16 protein-coding genes are annotated in these 17765 nt (G+C 69.1%); 8 read left to right on the forward strand and 8 right to left on the reverse strand.

The features are described 5' to 3' along the window. Positions 1-10: 10 nt before the first annotated feature. The 5 genes from MWN33_RS15100 to MWN33_RS15120 are packed head-to-tail and all read right to left on the reverse strand — an operon-like array spanning position 11 to position 3259. Positions 11-499, reverse strand: a complete 489-nt coding sequence (locus MWN33_RS15100) for a hypothetical protein (protein ID WP_247201864.1) — start codon at positions 497-499, stop codon at positions 11-13. Further along, complete coding sequence (locus MWN33_RS15105) at positions 499-1710, reverse strand: CCA tRNA nucleotidyltransferase (RefSeq protein ID WP_247201865.1); 1212 nt, start codon at positions 1708-1710, stop codon at positions 499-501. Before MWN33_RS15105 ends, MWN33_RS15100 begins: the two co-directional genes overlap by 1 nt. A 24-nt stretch (positions 1711-1734) precedes the next feature. Next, positions 1735-1995 carry a DUF6111 family protein gene (locus MWN33_RS15110; RefSeq protein ID WP_247201866.1) on the reverse strand — a complete coding sequence of 87 codons (261 nt, stop codon included), beginning with the start codon at positions 1993-1995 and terminating at the stop codon, positions 1735-1737. After that, a complete protein-coding gene (locus MWN33_RS15115; RefSeq protein WP_247201867.1) occupies positions 1992-2675 on the reverse strand; it encodes a CoA pyrophosphatase in 684 nt (227 codons plus the stop codon). The genes MWN33_RS15110 and MWN33_RS15115 overlap by 4 nt, the downstream gene beginning before the upstream one ends. Next, positions 2672-3259: a DUF1285 domain-containing protein gene (locus MWN33_RS15120; RefSeq protein ID WP_247201868.1), complete on the reverse strand. Its 588-nt coding sequence runs from the start codon at positions 3257-3259 to the stop codon at positions 2672-2674. Before MWN33_RS15120 ends, MWN33_RS15115 begins: the two co-directional genes overlap by 4 nt. Positions 3260-3511: 252 nt before the next feature. Between MWN33_RS15120 and MWN33_RS15125 the strand changes: the two genes are divergently transcribed. The 4 genes from MWN33_RS15125 to MWN33_RS15140 all read left to right on the forward strand — a co-directional run bounded on the left by MWN33_RS15125 (position 3512) and on the right by MWN33_RS15140 (position 10660). Beyond that, positions 3512-4522, forward strand: a complete 1011-nt coding sequence (locus tag MWN33_RS15125; RefSeq protein WP_247201869.1) for an AAA family ATPase — start codon at positions 3512-3514, stop codon at positions 4520-4522. A 93-nt stretch (positions 4523-4615) separates the two neighbouring features. Further along, positions 4616-5551, forward strand: coding sequence for a DUF58 domain-containing protein (locus MWN33_RS15130; RefSeq protein ID WP_247201870.1), 936 nt, complete (start codon positions 4616-4618; stop codon positions 5549-5551). Further along, positions 5548-8421, forward strand: coding sequence for a DUF4159 domain-containing protein (locus tag MWN33_RS15135; protein ID WP_247201871.1), 2874 nt, complete (start codon positions 5548-5550; stop codon positions 8419-8421). Before MWN33_RS15130 ends, MWN33_RS15135 begins: the two co-directional genes overlap by 4 nt. A 166-nt stretch (positions 8422-8587) precedes the next feature. Continuing rightward, positions 8588-10660, forward strand: coding sequence for a hypothetical protein (locus tag MWN33_RS15140; RefSeq protein WP_247201872.1), 2073 nt, complete (start codon positions 8588-8590; stop codon positions 10658-10660). A 3-nt stretch (positions 10661-10663) separates the two neighbouring features. Here MWN33_RS15140 and MWN33_RS15145 read toward each other — a convergent pair whose 3' ends face one another. Beyond that, a complete protein-coding gene (locus MWN33_RS15145; RefSeq protein WP_247201873.1) occupies positions 10664-11377 on the reverse strand; it encodes a hypothetical protein in 714 nt (237 codons plus the stop codon). 302 nt (positions 11378-11679) lie between these two features. Next, a complete protein-coding gene (locus MWN33_RS15150; protein ID WP_247201874.1) occupies positions 11680-12213 on the reverse strand; it encodes a GNAT family N-acetyltransferase in 534 nt (177 codons plus the stop codon). Positions 12214-12469: 256 nt separating this feature from the next. Between MWN33_RS15150 and MWN33_RS15155 the strand changes: the two genes are divergently transcribed. From MWN33_RS15155 to MWN33_RS15170, 4 genes are all read left to right on the forward strand, one after another. Next, positions 12470-13033 (forward strand): helix-turn-helix domain-containing protein, encoded by a 564-nt coding sequence (locus tag MWN33_RS15155; protein ID WP_247201875.1) that lies wholly within the window; start codon positions 12470-12472, stop codon positions 13031-13033. 3 nt (positions 13034-13036) lie between these two features. Then, positions 13037-13588 carry a GNAT family N-acetyltransferase gene (locus tag MWN33_RS15160; RefSeq protein WP_247201876.1) on the forward strand — a complete coding sequence of 184 codons (552 nt, stop codon included), beginning with the start codon at positions 13037-13039 and terminating at the stop codon, positions 13586-13588. Positions 13589-13693: 105 nt separating this feature from the next. After that, on the forward strand, positions 13694-15616 hold the full coding sequence (locus MWN33_RS15165; RefSeq protein ID WP_247201877.1) for a sensor domain-containing diguanylate cyclase: 1923 nt from the start codon (positions 13694-13696) through the stop codon (positions 15614-15616). Between the two features lie 111 nt (positions 15617-15727). Beyond that, entirely contained in the window at positions 15728-16696 is a 969-nt protein-coding gene (locus MWN33_RS15170) for a glutathione S-transferase family protein (protein WP_247201878.1), read from the forward strand. 6 nt (positions 16697-16702) lie between these two features. Here the strand turns inward: MWN33_RS15170 and MWN33_RS15175 are convergent, their stop codons facing one another. Then, positions 16703-17593 carry a DUF4062 domain-containing protein gene (locus tag MWN33_RS15175; protein WP_343313342.1) on the reverse strand — a complete coding sequence of 297 codons (891 nt, stop codon included), beginning with the start codon at positions 17591-17593 and terminating at the stop codon, positions 16703-16705. Positions 17594-17765 lie beyond the last annotated feature (172 nt).

Below are 17765 nucleotides of genomic sequence, written 5' to 3' on the forward strand. Positions count from 1 at the left end.
GGAAACACTATCAATTGTCAATGGCCTCTTTATTCAAGAGAATTTTATAGTCTTCTTTCTTTATTGATAATTTTTTACACCTCCATATATTATGTATACTATATTGAGCAAACCTCCACTTAACATAAGCGCTCAAAATTTCATCATCTTTAACTAAATCAAAATCAAAAGAATTTACTACTTTTAGATAATAATCCGAATTTCCATCAATAGAAACACAGGCGCCCTTTGAGATAAGCGAAACGATAGAATCGCGCGCGCCATCTCCTAGACCCAATGAAAAAGTATTCCTGTTTTTAGCTCTGGCAAATTTAACTAAAATTGGCCTCTGGCTTACATTTTTTATCCTTAAGATAATACTTCTATATCCTGAAGAAAATGTCAGGACATCAAAATACATAACCGGAACATTTTTGAATAATTTATCATAGATCACAAAAATGCCCGTTAACAACCCAACGATGGACCCAATAGACTCAACCACTCCCCACAAGGACATCACCCCAACGCCCCCGCCACGATCTCTTCCAGCGCCGGCGCATCCATCGGAAACCCCGCCTCGATCCAGGCTTCCTCGGCGCGCTTGAGGGCGGCGCCGAGCGACGGGCCGGGTATCACGCCGCAGGCGATAAAATCCTTCGCCTTCAACGGAAAAAGCGGGATCGGCCAGTCGGCAGCGAGCGCGGCGAGCGCACGCCAGCCCTCGTCGCCGAGTGGCGCGCCCGAGCGGGCGAAGGCGATCAGCGCCCGGTCCTGGAACGCCTCGCGCCCCATGCGGTAGAGGAACGCCTTCTGCCCCTTCTCGCACATGGCGGGCGCCGGCGCCGGGCCGGCCAGCGCGGCGAGGCGCTCGGCCTCGTGATTGGAAAGCCGTAGCCGCGCGCGCAACGCCTGCGCGTCGTCCTCCCCGCGCACGGCGAGCGCGCCGAGACGGCGCACCGGGTCGGGCGTCATGCCGAGCGCCGCCTCGATCGCGGCAAGCCGTGCGAAGGCCGACACGTCCCCCGTGCCGCCCAGCACCGGCGCCAGCAGGCCGGCGGCCTGCATCTGTTCCAGCGTTTCGGCGGCGCGCGGGGCGACGATGAGCTTCAGCGTCTCCGCCCGCACCCGCTCGCGCGAGAGAAGGTCGAGCCCTGCGCGGTTGCGGATCGCCGCCGCCAGTGCCGCCTCATCCAGCGGGCCCCGGCCAAAACCGGCGTGGAAGCGGAACAGGCGCAATATGCGCAGATAATCCTCGGCGATGCGCACATCCGGGTCGCCGATGAAGCGCACCCGCCCGGCCTTCGCATCCGCCGCGCCGCCGACGAGATCGACCAGTTCGCCGGCGCGCGTGAGGTAGAGCGCGTTCATGGTGAAGTCGCGCCGCGCGGCGTCGTGCTCCCAGCTCCGGCCGAACACGACGCGGGCGCGGCGGCCGTCGGTCTCCACATCCTCGCGCAGCGTCGTCACCTCATAGGGCTCGCCCTGCGCGACCACCGTCACCGTGCCGTGCTCGATGCCGGTCGGTACCGGCTTCAGTCCAGCCGCATGCGCGCGGCGCGTCACCTCGTCGGGCGTCGCGGTGGTGGCGATGTCGATGTCGGAACGCAGGCCGCGCCCGATCAGCCAGTCGCGTACCGCGCCGCCGACGATGCGGGCCTCCTCGCCCTCGCCGTCGAGCGCGGCGAGCACGCGCGCAAGGCCGGGGCGCCCGTCGAGCAGCGGATTCATCGGGACGGGCTCACGCGGGCGGCCTCACTCGACATGGCCGGGGATCAACACCCCGTCCTGCCAGGTCGGCGGCACGTAGCGCCCCGTGGTCGGCCCGCGCCCGGCGGATTCGACGAAATAGAGGCTCGCCGCCACCAGCAGCACGGCGACAACCGCGCAGAGGATGAGCGCGCGCAACGACCAGCCGGCGAAGACCGAATCCACCTTCCGTCCGAATCGCAGATAGAGCGCGAAGGCGGCAAAGGGCAGCAGGAACAGCGCGATCTCGGCGAGAAGACGGGTCATGGCGTGTAAACCCGCTCATAGAGCGCGCGCAGGATCCCGGCCGTGATCCCCCAGATGCGGCGCTTCTCAAAGGTCATGGCGTGGAAGGTGCGCATCATGCCGAGCCATTCGCGCGTCTCGCGCACATGGTTGCCAGGCCGCATCAGGAAGTCGAGCGGCACCTCGAAAGCCTCGTCCACCTCGCCCGGATTGAGCGTGAGCGCGAAATCCGGCTCCACTATCGCCACCACGGGCACGATGCGGAAGCCCGTGCGCGAGAGATAGGCGTCGAGATAGCCGAGCGGCCGGACGAGATGGCGGGACAGGCCGACCTCCTCCTCCGCCTCGCGCAACGCGGCGCCCAGCGGGCCGTCGTCCTGCGGGTCGATCTTGCCGCCGGGAAAGGAAATCTGGCCGGCATGGTTCGCCAGATGCGAAGCGCGCAGCGTCAGCAGCACGGTCGGCTCGGGCCGGGCGATGACCGGCACCAGCACCGCCGCGCCGCGCACCGGCAGCGCGTCGACCAGCACGCGGAACTCCGGCGTCAGCTCATGGTCGCCGCGCGGCGGCTCGCCGGTGAGGTCGGGCACGGCGAGCAGGCGCGCGCGGGCACGGGCGACGAAATCCTCCAGCGTGAGCGGGGCGCTCACGTCGTCGATGGTCGCGTCGGTGGTGGGCAGGGCATGCGGCACGGCGGTCATAGGCTCTCTTTCACGGTGCCGGCGGGCGCCAGCGCGAAGAAGGCGCCGCCCGAGGCGACGCCGAAGCTGGCCTGCCCGCCCTCGATGCGTTCCTCCGCCCGCTCGGCGAGTTCAAGGAAGACGGGCCGGGTGAGCCGCGCCCACAGGCCGCGGCGGACATATATATAGGGTCGCGGCGTCCCGTCCGCCGCCGTCTCCACGCGCAGCGGGTGCTCCTCGTCGCAGGCCACGAGGTCGTCCATATTGGTGCGGAAGACAAGGCGGGTGCCGGAGGCGCCGGTCTCGACATTCATCTCGACGGCGAGAAAGGGCGCGTCCTCGACCCGGATGCCGAGCTTTTCCACCGGCGTGACAAGCACATGCCGCTCGCCTTCGCGCTTGAGCACCGAGGCGAACAGGCGCACCAGCGCCGGGCGACGAATCGGCCGCCCCTCATGGTGCCAGACGCCCTCGCGGTCGATGACGATGTCGATCTCGCCACAATCGGGCGGATTCCAGTTCTCCACCGGCGGCAATGGCCGCGCCCGGTCGTCCCCGACCGCGCGCACCAATTCGTCAAGTCGGCCGGAAGCTCCTGAAGTCATAGCCAAATCCGTGTCACACGGGTGCAATCGCGCAGTCGTGATCCCCCGCCCGATAGTCGACGCGGTTGCAAGATAGCGTAAGCTTGCCCTTCCGAAAGCCTCAGCTCCGCTCCCGGTGCATCCGGGAACGGTAAGGAGGTGGGTGCATTGCAATATTCTTTGTTGCATTGCACCATGTCCGGCAAGGGTCGTTTCGGAGTGCCTTTCGGCGTGTCGTCCCGACACGGGTATCGGTGATTGCAGGAGCACGGCATGACATCCGCCACCGGCGAGAATTTCGAGTCCCTCGACGACATGATCATCCGCTCGGCGGAATCGACCGCCGCCAATGTGCGCGCCGCCCGCGCCGGCATCGGCGCGGTGATCTTCGGCCAGGAGGCGGTGGTCGAGCGCACGCTCATCACCATCCTGTCCGGCGGCCACGGCCTGCTGGTCGGCGTGCCCGGCCTCGCCAAGACCAAGCTGGTGGAGACGCTCGGCGTCGTGCTCGGCCTCGACGCGCGGCGCGTGCAGTTCACCCCCGACCTCATGCCCTCCGACATTCTCGGCGCCGAGGTGCTGGAGGAGAGCGCCGGCGGGCGCCGCTCCTTCCGCTTCATTCCCGGCCCGGTCTTCGCCCAGCTCCTGATGGCGGACGAGATCAACCGCGCCTCGCCGCGCACCCAGTCCGCCCTGCTGCAGTCGATGCAGGAAGGCCATGTCACGGTCGCCGGCGTGCGCCACGATTTGCCCAAGCCCTTCCACGTGCTGGCGACGCAGAACCCGCTGGAGCAGGAAGGCACCTATCCGCTTCCCGAGGCGCAGCTCGACCGCTTCCTCATGGAGATCGACGTCGACTATCCCGACCGCGACGCCGAGCGGAAGATCCTGTTCGACACCACCAGCGCCGAGGAGACCAAGCCCCGCGCGGTGATGACCGCCGAGGAACTCGCCGCCGCCCAGCGGCTGGTGCGCCGCCTGCCGGTCGGCGAGTCGGTCGTCGAGGCGATCCTCACGCTGGTGCGCTCGGCCCGCCCCGGCGCGGATGCGGGCGACCTCTCGAAGTTCATCGCCTGGGGCCCCGGCCCACGCGCCTCGCAGTCGCTGATGCTGGCGGTGCGCGCCCGCGCCCTGCTGGACGGGCGCTACGCCCCCTCCATCGACGACGTGGTGGCGCTCGCCGAGCCGGTGCTGAAGCACCGCATGGCACTGACCTTCGCGGCACGTGCGGATGGCGAAAGCGTGCCCGGCGTCATCGCCAAGCTCGCCCGCAAGATCGGCTGAGCTGGGCGCGACGCGTTGAGTCCAGCCGTGTGGCTGGTGGTTTGCATTGCCGTGGGCCGGTGCCTCGGCAGCATGTGACGGAGACCTGAGCGGGTGGAGTTCGACGCCGACACAGCCGTGCGAAGCGCAGCGCAGGACGCGGCCGGCCTCGTGGCCGCCATGCCCCGCCTCGTGCTGGAGGCGCGCCGCATCGCGGCCAGCGTGCATCACGGCCTGCACGGGCGCCGCCGCGCGGGCACCGGCGAGAATTTCTGGCAGTACCGCCGCTTCATGGATGGCGAGCCGTCTTCGCGCGTCGACTGGCGCCGCTCCGCCCGCGACGACCATCTCTATGTGCGCGAGCGCGAATGGGAGGCCGCCCACACGGTGTGGATCTGGCCGGATCTGTCTTCCTCCATGGTGTTCGCCTCGCCCCTCGTCTGGGAGACCAAGCGCGACCGAGCCCTCATCGTCGCCTTCGCGCTGGCCGAGCTGCTGGTGCGCGGGGGCGAACGCGTCGGCATTCCCGGCGTGATGCGCCCCTCCGCCTCGCGGCGCATCGTCGAAAAGATGGCCGAGTCGCTCGTCCACGCGCCGAGCCTTCCGCAGAGCCTGCCGCCCGCCTTCTCGCCCTCCCCGCTCGCCGAGGTGGTGCTGCTGGGCGACCTGTGGAGCCCCACCCGCGAAGTGGTGGCGAGCCTTGCCGGCCTGTCTTCCTCCGGCGCGCACGGCCATGTCGTGCAGATTTGCGACCCCGCGGAGGAGACCTTCCCCTTCTCCGGCCGCGTCGAGTTCCGCGAACCCGAGACCGGCGCCACCCTCACCATCGGTCGCGCCGAGACGGTGCGGGCGGAATATGTCGCCCGCGTCGCCACCCATCGCGACACGATCCGCCACGAGGCCGAGCGCCGCACCTGGAGCTTCGTCGTCCACCGCACCGACCGGCCGGCGAGCGAACTGCTGCTTGCCCTGCACGCCCGCATGAGCGGCGGGCATGGCGCGGTGCCCCCGCGCGAGGGCGCGTCCGAAGAAGCGGGGCACGCGGCATGATGGGGCTTCCTCTCGCCTTCACCACCCCGCTGCTGCTGGCCGCGCTCGCCGGCCTGCCGCTGCTGTGGTTCCTGCTGCGGCTGGTGCCGCCGCGCCCGCGCAAGGTGTCCTTCGCGCCGACCCGGCTGCTGCTCGACATCCCCCCGAAGGAGGAGACGCCGGCCCGCACGCCGTGGTGGCTCACCGCGCTGCGCCTGCTGCTCGCCGCCGTCATCATCATTGCCGCCGCCGGCCCGATCTGGAATCCGCCGGTCGCCGGCCCCGCCGCCTCCGGGCCCGTCGTGCTGCTGATCGATTCCGGCTGGCCGGCCGCCGCGAGCTGGAACTCGCGCCGCACCAGCGCCGAGGGCGTGGTGGCGGACGCCGATCTCGAAGGACGCGGCATCGTGCTCATCCCGACCGGCGAGCCGCCGCTCGATGCGCGTGTGATGGCGCCCAACGAGGCGCGCGAGCGCCTGCGCACCCTCGCGCCCGTGCCGCATCTGCCGGACCGCGCGCCGGCGCTGGCCAGCCTGCGCAAGGCGCTCGCCGCCGCGCCGGAGGCCTCCGTCGTCTATCTCTCCGACGGCGTGGCGCTGGAGGGCACGGAAGGCGTCCCCGCCGACATCGCCGCCGCCGTCGGCGATCGCCCGCTCACCACGCTGGTCGACGGCGTCGAGGAGCCGCTGGCGCTCGTGGCAGCCGACAATGCGGTGGACGCGCTCACCGTGAAGGTGGTGCGCGCCGACCGCGACACGCTGCCCCGGAGCGGCACGGTGCGGGCGCACGACATGCGCGGCCTGCTGCTTGGCGAAGCGCCCTTCGCCTTCGAGCCCGGCGCGAAAGAGACCGAGGCGCGCTTCGACGTGCCGGTGGAGATCCGCAACGAGATCGCCCGCCTCGACGTCGCCGACGAAGCCTCTGCCGGCGCCGTCCAGCTTCTCGACAAGCGCTGGCGCCGCCGTGCGGTCGGCATCGTCTCGGGCACCTCCGCCGACCAGCGCCAGCCGCTGCTCGCGCCCTCCTATTATCTCACCCGTGCGCTCGGTCCTTTCGCCGACATCCGCACCGCCGACGGCGCCGGTACGGCCGAGGCGATCGACCGCTTCATCGACGCCAAGCTGCCGGTCATCATCCTGTCCGACGTCGGCACGCTGCAGCCGGAGACGCGGGCGCGTCTCGCGCGCTGGATCGAGGGCGGCGGCGTGCTCATCCGCTTTGCCGGCCCGCGCCTCGCCAACGGTTCGGACGACCTCGTGCCGGTGACGCTGCGGCGCGGCGGGCGCGTGCTCGGCGGCTCGCTCTCCTGGGAGCAGCCGCAGTCGCTCGGCAGCTTCACCGCCGAAGGCCCGTTCCGCGAGCTGGCCGTGCCCAACGACGTCACCGTCGAGCGGCAGGTTCTCGCCGAGCCGGACGGGCTGCTCGCCTCGCGCACCTGGGCGACGCTCACCGACGGCACGCCGCTCGTCACCGGCGAGCGCAGCGGCGCGGGCGCGCTGGTGCTGTTCCACGTCACCGCCGACACCTCATGGTCGAACCTGCCGATCTCCGGCGCCTTCGTCGAAATGCTGCGCCGCGTTGTGGCGCTGGGCGGCTCCAGCGCCAGCGAGGCCAGCACCGATGCCGGCGGCACGACCACCACCACCGGCGAGACCATCGCGCCGAGCCGCCTTCTCGACGGCTTCGGAGCGTTCCGGCCTACCACGCCGACCGCCAAGGCGATCCCGGTCGGCTATGCCGGCCGCGCCAGCGCCGACCATCCGCCCGGCTTCTATGGCCCGCCCGAGGGGCTGGTCGCGGTCAACGCGCTGCTGCCGCGCGACCGGCTCGTCGCGCTCGACCTCTCCGGCCTCGGAAGGCTGGAGCCCTATCGCGACGCCACCCCGCGCGACCTGCGCGCGCCGCTGCTGCTGGCGCTGCTCGCCTTCCTGCTGATCGACGCCATGATCGTGTTCCTGCTCGCCGGCGGCTTCACCCGCCTCACCGCCCGCCGCGCCGCCAGCGCGGCCCTGCTGCTCGCCCTCGGCCTCGCCGCCGCCCTGCCGCCCTCACCCGCGGGCGCCCAACCCCGGCCGGTGGCGCAGGCCGCGCCCGGCACGCCGGCAGCCGCGCCCGACACGTCGATGACGGCGGGCGAGGCCGATTTCGCCATCCAGGCCACCAGCGCCACCCGGCTCGCCTATGTCGTCACCGGCGACGCCGAGACCGACGCGGTGAGCCGCGCCGGGCTGCGCGGGCTGACCACCTTCCTCGGCGAGCGCACCGCGCTGGAGGCGGGCGAGCCGATGGGCGTCGATATCGCCCGCGACGAGCTGTCTTTCTTCCCGCTGCTCTACTGGCCCATCGTGCCCGGCGCGGAGCGCCCGAGCCCGGAGGCGCTGGCGCGCATCGACGCCTTCATGAAGCAGGGCGGCACCATCGTGTTCGACACCCGCGACGCCGAGACGACGCTGCCCGGCTCGAACGGTGCCGGCTCGCCGGCCAACGACACGCTGCGCGCCATCCTTTCGGGCCTCGACATACCGGAACTCGAACCCGTTCCGCGCGATCACGTGCTGACCAAGGCGTTCTACCTGCTGCGCGACTTCCCCGGCCGATTCACCGGCGGCACCACCTGGGTGGAGGCGCTGCCGGCCGCCGAGGACGGCGAGGACCGCCCGGCCCGCGCCGGCGACGGCGTTTCGCCGGTCATCCTCACCTCCAACGACCTCGCCGGCGCCTGGGCGGTGGACGATGCCGGCCAGCCCATGCTGCCGGTCTCCGGCTCCAGCCAGCGCCAGCGCGAACTCGCCTACCGCGCCGGAGCCAACCTCGTGATGTATGTGCTCACCGGCAACTACAAGGCCGACCAGGTCCACGTGCCGGCCCTGCTGGAAAGGCTGGGGCAATGAGTTTTTCCCAGGTCACGCAGCCCGCCTCCCTCTCCCCGTCGGGGAGAGGTGGCCCGCGCAGCGGGTCGGTGAGGGGCGACGACGCTGCCAGTGGGCGTAGCCCCCTCACCCCATCCCTCTCCCCCACGGGGAGAGGGGGTAACACCCGCGCCGACGGATCCCCCGCATGAATCTCGGCCTCGCCTTCGATCCGCTCATCCCCCTGCCCTGGCTGATCGCGGCCGCCGTCGTCGCGGGTGTGGTGGCGCTGCTGGTGATCGTCTCGCGCACGCGCGGCTCGCTGCTGCGCGCGCTCGCCATCGCGCTGGCCGTGCTGGCGCTGGCCAACCCCTCGCTGACGCAGGAGGAGCGCGAACCGCTCTCCACCGTCGTCGCCGTCGTCGTCGACAAGAGCGCCAGCCAGGAGTTCGGCGACCGCACGCAGATGACGCAGGCCGCCCGCGCCGAGCTGGAGACCCGTCTCGCAAGGCTGAAGGAACAGGGCGCCGAGATCCGCTTCATCGACGCCGGCGGCGGCGCCGGCGAGGTGGACGGCACCCGGCTGTTCACCGCGCTCTCCGCCGGCCTTGCCGACGTGCCGCCCGAGCGGGTGGCCGGCGCCATCTTCATCACCGACGGGCGCGTGCACGACATTCCCGCCACGGTCGCCGCGCTCGGCTTCCGCGCGCCGGTGCACGCCATCGTCTCCGGGCTGGAAGGCGAGCGCGACCGTCGCGTGGCACTCACCTCCACCCCGCGCTTCGGCATCGTCGGGCAGAAGCAGACCATCGGCTACCGCGTCGAGGACGAGGGCGCCCCCGCCGGCGCGCGCGTCGCCGTCACCGTGCGCCGCGACGGCGAGGTGGTGGCGCGCCCCATCGTCACCGCCGGCCAGCCGGCGAATGTCGAGGTCGAGATCACCCATGCCGGCGCCAACATCGTCGAGATCGAGGCGGCGGGCCTTGCCGGCGAGCTGACGCCGGTGAACAACCGCGCGGCGGTCTCCATCGACGGCGTGCGCGACAAGCTGCGCGTGCTGCTCGTCTCCGGCGAGCCGCATGTGGGCGAGCGCACCTGGCGCAACCTCTTGAAGTCCGACGCCAATGTCGACCTCGTGCACTTCACCATCCTGCGCCCGCCGGAGAAGCAGGACGGCACGCCGATCAACGAGCTGTCGCTCATCGCCTTCCCGACGCGCGAGCTGTTCCAGCAGAAGATTAAGGATTTCGACCTGATCATCTTCGACCGCTACGCCCAGCAGGGCGTGCTGCCGATGATCTATTTCGACAACATCGTGCGCTATGTGGAGGAAGGCGGCGCCCTGCTGGTCGCCGCCGGCACCGACTATGTCTCGGACGGCTCGGTCTATTACACGCCGCTCGATGCCATCCTGCCCGCCGCGCCGACCGGCACCATGACCGAGACGCCCTACCGCGCCCATCTCACCGAAGCCGGCCAGCGCCACCCGGTGACGCGCGCCCTGCCCGGCTCGCAGAGCGAGCCGCCGGCCTGGTCGCGCTTCTTCCGGCTGATCGACGCGCAGAATCCGCGCGGCACCAGCGTGATGGACGGGCCGAACGGCAAGCCCGTGGTGCTGCTCGACCGCGTGGGCGAGGGCCGCGTGGCGCTGCTGCTGTCCGACCATTTCTGGCTGTGGGCGCGCGGCTATGAGGGCGGCGGCCCGCATATCGACCTGCTGCGCCGGCTCTCCCACTGGCTGATGAAGGAGCCGGACCTGGAGGAGGAGCGGCTCAAGATGGTGGCCCATGGCGGGGACATCGTCGTCGAGCGCCAGACCATGGGCGACACCGCCCCGCCGGTGACGATCACCACGCCGACCGGGGCAACACGGCAGATAACGCTGGATTCCGCCGCGCCGGGCCTCTTCCGCGCCACCTTCCCGGCCGACACGCTCGGCCTGTGGCGGGCAAGCGACGGCACGCACACGGCGCTCGTCAATGTCGGCCCGCTCAACCCGCGCGAATTCGCCGAGGTGACCTCGACCACGCAGACCCTGCGCCCGTTCGTCGAGGCCACCGGCGGCGGCGTCTGGCGCATGGCGGACCTCTCGGGCGGCGTGCCGCGCGTGGTCGCTGTGCGTTCGGGCGAGCGCTTCGCCGGCGAGGACTGGATGGGCCTTGCCATGCGCGACGTCTCGGTGGTTCGCGGCCTCGGCCTGTTCCCGCTCTTCGCCGGCCTGTCGGGCCTGCTCATCCTGCTCGCCGGCGTGGCGGCGGCGTGGGCAAGGGAGGGGCGGTGACGCTTAGGAAGCGACGCGGACGAGGGCCACAGGCCGGCCATCGCGCTGAAGGAACCGCTCGATGAACAGGCGCTTGGAATAGCCGAGCCAGTTGAAGCTGCAATTGCGGCCAAAGCTGCATCTCGAGCGCCCTTCGCCGGGCGCTAGAAAGCCCACCGACTGCTGATCCTCGCTGACGGCCGTCACCGTGGCGAGCAATGCGCCCTTACTCGAGCAGATCTCTAACCCTTCGGACAAGACCAGAGCCTCGCCGGGACGGATCGCCGTCTCCGGCAGGCATCCCGTCGCCGTCGGCTGCACGTTCGATGAGGCGACGCCCGCTGCTGGAGACGTCGCAGGGGCCGGCAACTCGACCGCCCTCAGCGCCGCCAGCTTCTGCTCCACCGCCGCATCGACCAGTCGTCGCAGTTCCTCCGCCGACGGCGTACGCCCGTCCAGACCGTTCTCGCCGGGAGGACCCGCGGGACCCTGCGGCCCCATCGGCCCGCGCTCGCCCCTTGGACCGGGCACACTGGCGCCGGACGAGGGGACGCCCCCGCTCGCGGCCCCCTTAAACTGGGACTGCATGTCGCCGAGCAGAACCTGCATCTGGGCGACCTTCATCTGGGAATCGTCGAACTGGCGCTTGAGATCGCTTACATAGATCGCCCCGCCGCCGATGGCGCCGACCAGCGACACCACACCCGTCACGCCCGCCGCAATGGAGTTCAGGTTCATCGGCCCCCCGGCATCCTTATCAACTCAGGATAGTGAGCCCATTCGCGCCTCGCCGCGCAAGAGATAAATAGCGACCGTGACGCCCGGCCTCCGTCTGGACGCTCCCCCGCCTCCTGCGTTGGTGCTTTGCTTCCTGCCGGGCGCGTGTGTGGTACCAGCCGGCGCGGTAGCACAGCGCGCACCGAGACCTTGCGCACGGCGATGCCCAGCCGATCGACGCAAACCCCACGGATTGGGCTGGCAGTGCGGGTCTCTGTCGACAGCGCCGGCCCCGTCGGCGCGCTACGCGCTGGCGTGACGCCTCACGCGGCCGGCGCGGCGCGGAACGCCTTCCTCACCGCGCCGCGCATCTCGTCGAGCGGCGTCGCGTCGAGCGGGCAGACCAGCACGCGGGCGGGATCGACCGGCCCCGGCAGGCTGACCTGGCCGTTGGGAACGCGGTGGAAGCCGAGCCGGCCGTAATAGGGCTCGTCGCCGACCAGCAGCACGAGGCGCGCCGCGCCGGGAGCCTCCATCGCCGCCTTCGCGGCTTCGAGGCTGCGCTCCACCAGCCGCCGGCCGATGCCGTGCGAGCGGAAGGGCGGCTCGACGGTGAGCGGGCCGAGCAGCAGGGCCGGCAGCTGGCCGATCTCGATGGGGGTGAGCCGCACCGAGCCGACCAGCATCGTGCCGATATAGGCGGTGAAGGAGAGGTCGCGCCGGTGCGGGTTGTTCTCGCGCAGCCGATAGGCCGTGCGCGCGAAACGGCCCGGCCCGAAGGTGCGGGCCACCAGCCGCTCGATGGCGGCATCGTCGGACGGGTTCTCGGCAAGCAGGGAGATGGAAAGCTCGGTCATCGGGACACTCGGCGCTCAGGGCTCGGCATGTGCCGCGCCGAGCGTCCGTGCCTCACGGCCGCCGGCGGGCAGAAACGGACAGGCACGCGCGCGCAGCCGCGCGGCGGGCTCGCTCGTCTCGTCGTCGCTGGGCCGGCATCCGGTACATCGGGGCTTCCTCGATCGGTCGGGCCGGATAGCACAGGCGGCCGGCCCGGTCGAGGGCCATTGCCGGGTTCCACTTGAACCGGCGCGGTTCGTAAATTATAAGAAACATATGTCTCCTATGATAGACGATACCGGCAGCCGGCTGGCCCTGCGGCTGCGCCTCGAACGCGAGGCGCGCGGCTGGTCGCTGGCCGATCTCGCCGCCCGCGCCGGCGTCGCCAAGGCGACCATCAGCAAGATCGAACGCGAGGAGATCAGCCCGACCGCCACCACGCTGGTCCGGCTCTCCGCCGCCTTCGACCTCACCCTCGCCGGGCTGCTGCTGCGCGCGGAAGGCGTGGACCAGCTCTCGCGCGCCGCCGACCAGCCGGTGTGGTGCGACCCCGCCACCGGCTATCGCCGCCGGCAGATCTTCGCGCGGCCCGACCACCCGGTGGAACTGGTCGAGGTCGAGCTGCCCGCCGGCGCGCGGGTGGAGCTGCCCGCCTCGACCTACGCCCATATCCGCCAAATCCTCCAGCTGCGTGCCGGCAGGCTGACCCTGACGGAAGGCGGGCGCCGCCACCTGCTGGAGCCGGGCGACTGCCTCGGCTTCGGGCCGCCCGGCGATGTCGTCTTCGCCAATGAGGGCGAGGAGCCCTGCACCTACATCGTCGCGCTTACACGGATCTGACGCATGAGCGAACTTCTCATCCGCCCCCTCGCGCCCGACACCGGGACCGTGGAGGCCCTCGCTGCCCTGCTGGTGGAGACGGTGGCGGCCGGCGGCTCGGTGACCTTCATGCACCCGCTCGCCCCGGATCGGGCGCGCGCCTTCTGGCGCGCGGCGCTGGAAGGCGCGGCGCGCGGCGAGCGCATCGTACTGGGTGGCTTCCTCGACGGCGTGCTGGCCGGCACGGTGACGCTTCAGCTCGCCATGCCGGAGAACCAGCCGCACCGGGCGGAGATCGCCAAGATGATGACCGCCGTGGCGTGGCGCGGCCGAGGCATCGCGACCGCCCTGCTGAAGAAAGCCGAACGGCTGGCCCTCGCCCATCGCCGTACCCTGCTGGTGCTCGACACCGCGCAGGACGGCGGCGCGGGGCCGCTCTACGAAGCGTGCGGCTTCCTGCCGGCGGGCCGGATTCCGGGCTACGCCTTCAAGCCGCAGGGCGGGCTGACCGACACGCTGCTCTACTGGAAGCCGCTTCCCTCCGCGTCGGCAACGCCCGCCGACGCCCCGATATAGGTGTAGCGGACGTTGCGGTGCCATCCCCGCTCTCTTAACGAATCGGTGCGATAATGCTGCATCGCCGCGCAGGAAGCCGCGCGGCGGATTCCCGTGGATGCCCGCATGCCCGATCGACCCGCCAAAGCGCCCGAGACGGTCGCACCTTTCCCCGGCGCCTCCGGCCGGCGGGGCGGCCGCCGCAGCATTGCCGGCCGCCAGCTCGTGCTGTTCGGCGTGGTGGTGGGGGTGCTGCTGGCGGCGGGCGTCGCCTTCGTGCTCGTGGCGTTCCGCCACGCCGCCATCCACCGGGTCGACAATGAGCTCAAGCGCATGGCGCTGGTGCTCGCCGACCAGGCCGAGCGCGCTTTCGAAGCGCTGGAGACGGCGCAGAACGGCATATTGCAGGAACTGGAGAGCGCGCAGGTCGACACTGTCGACGACCTGCGCGACCAGAAGAACCGGCCGGACCTGCGCGAATCCCTGCGCCAGCGCATCGCCGGCCTCGCCCATGTCGACGTCATCGCCCTCATCGACGACAAGGGCGACGTCATCGGCCATTCCCACCCCGTCACCGACGCGGTCGGCAACCTGTCGGACCGTCACTTCTTCACCACGCTGCGCGACGGGCCGGCAGAGGGACGCTATGTCTCGGTGCCGCTGACCGATCCCGACGGCACCATATGGACCGTCCACGTCGCCCAGCGCGTCAACGCGCAGGACGGCACCTTTCTCGGCGTCGTGCTCGGGGCAGTGCGGCTACGCTATTTCGAGACGCTGTACGGCACGGTGGCGGCCACCTCCGGCGACGTCATCTCGCTGGTGCATTCCGACGGCGACGTACTGGCCCGCTATCCCGCGCTGGACGGCCGCCCGCCGGACGGCGGTGGCAACCCGCTCGCCGCCTCGCACCGGGTGGCCGACACCGGCGACGACCATGCCCGCCGGATAGCCATCGGCCCGGAAGCCTTCTCGGCCGCGCACGAGGTGTCGACCTATCCGGTGCAGGTGCAGGTGAGCCGCGACGCCCTGCATGTGCTGGGAAGCTGGCAGCAGGAAGCCGTGGTGATCATCCTCGGCGCCGGCCTCGCCGAACTCAGCCTCGCCGGCGTGGTGCTGCTCGGCGTGCGGCAGATCCGCTATCAGGGCCGGCTCGCCGAGATGGAGCGCGAGCGCCGCACCCAGCATATCCGCTTCGCCACCGCCATGGAGCATCTGAACCAGGGCGTCTGCATGCTCGACCCGGCCGGGCACATCGCGGTGGTCAATCCGCGCCTGCGCGAACTGCTCGGCCTGCCGGGCGACGCGTCGCTGGTCGGGCTCGGCGTCGGGGCCTTCGCCCGCGCCACCGTGGCCGCCGGCCGGCTGGCGCCATCGGACATACGCGGCCTGCGCCGCGCCATCGCCGCGCTGCCGGCGCAAATGCCCGCCTCGCTTACCCTGCATCTCTCGGACGGGCGGGTCTTCGTGGTGGAGCTCGACACCACGCCCGATGGCGGCCACCTCGCCACGGTGGAGGACGCCACCGAGCGCCACCGCGCGGAGATGCGCATCCAGCACCTCGCCCATCACGACCCGCTCACCGGCCTTGCGAACCGCACGCTGTTCTCCCAGCGCCTGCGCGAGGCGATCGGCCGGGACGGGGCGCCGCCCGCGCTGTTGCTGCTCGACCTCGACCATTTCAAGGAGGTCAATGACCGCTTCGGCCATCCCGTCGGCGACGCGCTGCTGGTCGCCGCCGCCGACCGCCTGCGCGGCTGCCTCGGGCCGGGCGACCTCGCCGCCCGCCTCGGCGGCGACGAATTCGCCGTGCTGCAGGCCGGCTCCGCCCAGCCCGAGGGCCCGCAGGCGCTCGGCGACCGCCTGGTGGAGGTGCTCGGCGCGCCTTACGAGATCGAGGGCCGCCACCTCGTGGTCTACGCCTCCGTCGGCAGCGCCGTGGCCGGCCCCGGCGACGACGAGGCGGCGCTGATGCGGCAGGCCGACCTCGCGCTCTACCGCGCCAAGGGCGAAGGGCGCGGCCGCCACCTGATGGCCGGCGACGCCTGACCCCCCTCCTTCCGGGCAGCCGCGCAAGACCGCCCTGCCGGCCACGCAAGCGATCCTTGCTGGATCGAGGGCCGTTCCGCTCTACTCTCCCGCCAGAACAGGGAGGCGCCGATGGGACTGCTGGTCGACGGCAAATGGGTGGACAAATGGTACGACACGAAGAGCACCGGCGGGCGCTTCGTGCGCACCGTCACCAGCTTCCGCAACTGGATCAACCCTGACGGCGCGCCCGGCCCCACCGGCGAAGGCGGCTTTCCCGCCGAGGCGGGTCGCTATCACCTCTATGTCTCCTATGCCTGCCCCTGGGCGCACCGCACCCTCATCATGCGCGCGCTGAAGCGGCTGGAGGACGTGGTCTCCGTCTCGGTGGTCGATCCCTTCATGGGGGCGGAAGGCTGGGTGTTCGCGGACCATGCCGAGCGGCACACGGACGGGGCGACCGCCGATTCCGTGCTGGGCCGCAAGCGGCTCTACGAGGTGTATCTGGAAGCCGCCCCGGACTATTCCGGCCGCGTCACCGTGCCGGTGCTGTGGGACAGGAAGCGCGGCACCATCGTGAGCAACGAGTCCGCCGAGATCATCCGCATGCTCAACGCGGCCTTCGACGCCTTCACGCCGGACCGGCACGACTACTATCCATCGGCGCTGGCCGAGGGCATCGACGCGCTCAACGCCCGCATCTACGACGCGGTGAACAACGGCGTCTACAAGGCCGGCTTCGCCACCGCGCAGGACGCCTATGAGGAGGCCGTCAAAGCCCTCTTCGTCCTGCTGGACGAGTTGGAGGCGCGGCTCGACGGCCGTTCCTGGCTGATGGGCGAGACGCTGACGGAGGCCGATATCCGCCTCTTCACCACGCTGATCCGCTTCGATCCGGTCTATGTCGGCCACTTCAAATGCAACATCCGCCGCATCGCCGACTACCCGAACCTCGCGCGCTTCGTGAAGGCGCTCTACCGGCTGCCGGGGGTGAAGGGGACGGTGAACCTGACCCACATCAAGCGGCACTATTACGAGAGCCACAAGACAATCAACCCGACCGGCATCGTCCCGGTGGGGCCGCAGGTGTGGTGGGAGTGAGGAGGACTATCGGCGAACAATCTTCAAGCGAGACAGCTCTCTTTCGCCCCGTTCAGTCAGTGTTATGCCACGAAAGAACGAGTCCTCATCTTTATTCTCGGAAAATTTGACGAGCCCGAGCTCTTTAAGATGGATAACAATATCATCAATCTGACTTGGGGATATATCCACTCGTCTGTTCTGCACTTTATCGAATATCTTTGATCTAATCAAATGTATAAGACTTGACTCAAATATATACGTCGGCCGAGCATCGTGTGAACTCACGGAGTTTCTAAGTATATATCCATACATTGAAGGTCCTATGCTTGAAAAAATCTCATTCCACCTGACATAAACTAACTCGAATACAATCTTTTTTTCGGACGACATATAGCCCACATTGAACGGGTACAAATCACCCCCCTGCGCGAGCTCCCTAACATCTATTTCATCGCCGAGAACAGCCCCGTCCCGCAGCGCCCTAGAAAGTTCATCAATTTCGCGTTCAGCCGCCGCAAGGTCATCAGTCAGACGCTTCTCGCGATTGACGTCATCGATAGAGCGAGCCTGATCTGCACGGACCCATCCAATACGAGGGCGTATTCTAGTTTCCGACACCAAGCTCTTCATCACCTCCTTACCGAGATCAGAAGAGTTTGCGCATTTTCTGCACGTCCTACTCAATACCTTCGAGCGAAATTTGTCCAGCTTGAGACGGACCTCATCACCCTTCTCAGTCTTATCAAATGTAATTCCATCGGTATTTCCATTAACAAATCCCAATACTGGAATTCCGCACTCAATAGCGTAGTCATACTCCATTTCTGTATAACTCACGCCAAGAGGACCTATATCCCCATAGCGTCCACCAACTATAACTATATAATAGTCACTCTCCGAAGTTACCCTCTTTATTAATTACCACTGAGAATCATCTGAAGCAGGAAACAGCTCCATTCCCGATGGGAAATGCCCCGCCTCAAGTATTGCTTGAGTTACCTCTTGCCTCTTGACGTTGCCCCCAACTTCTATCCAGCTGTGAGTTCGCCCTGACGGTTGGATTTTCCCTCTCGGGCGTGCGGAGCGG

Origin of the sequence: Ancylobacter koreensis (genome assembly GCF_023016525.1) — a bacterium.
In the GTDB taxonomy this organism is placed as follows: Bacteria; Pseudomonadota; Alphaproteobacteria; order Rhizobiales; family Xanthobacteraceae; genus Ancylobacter; species Ancylobacter koreensis.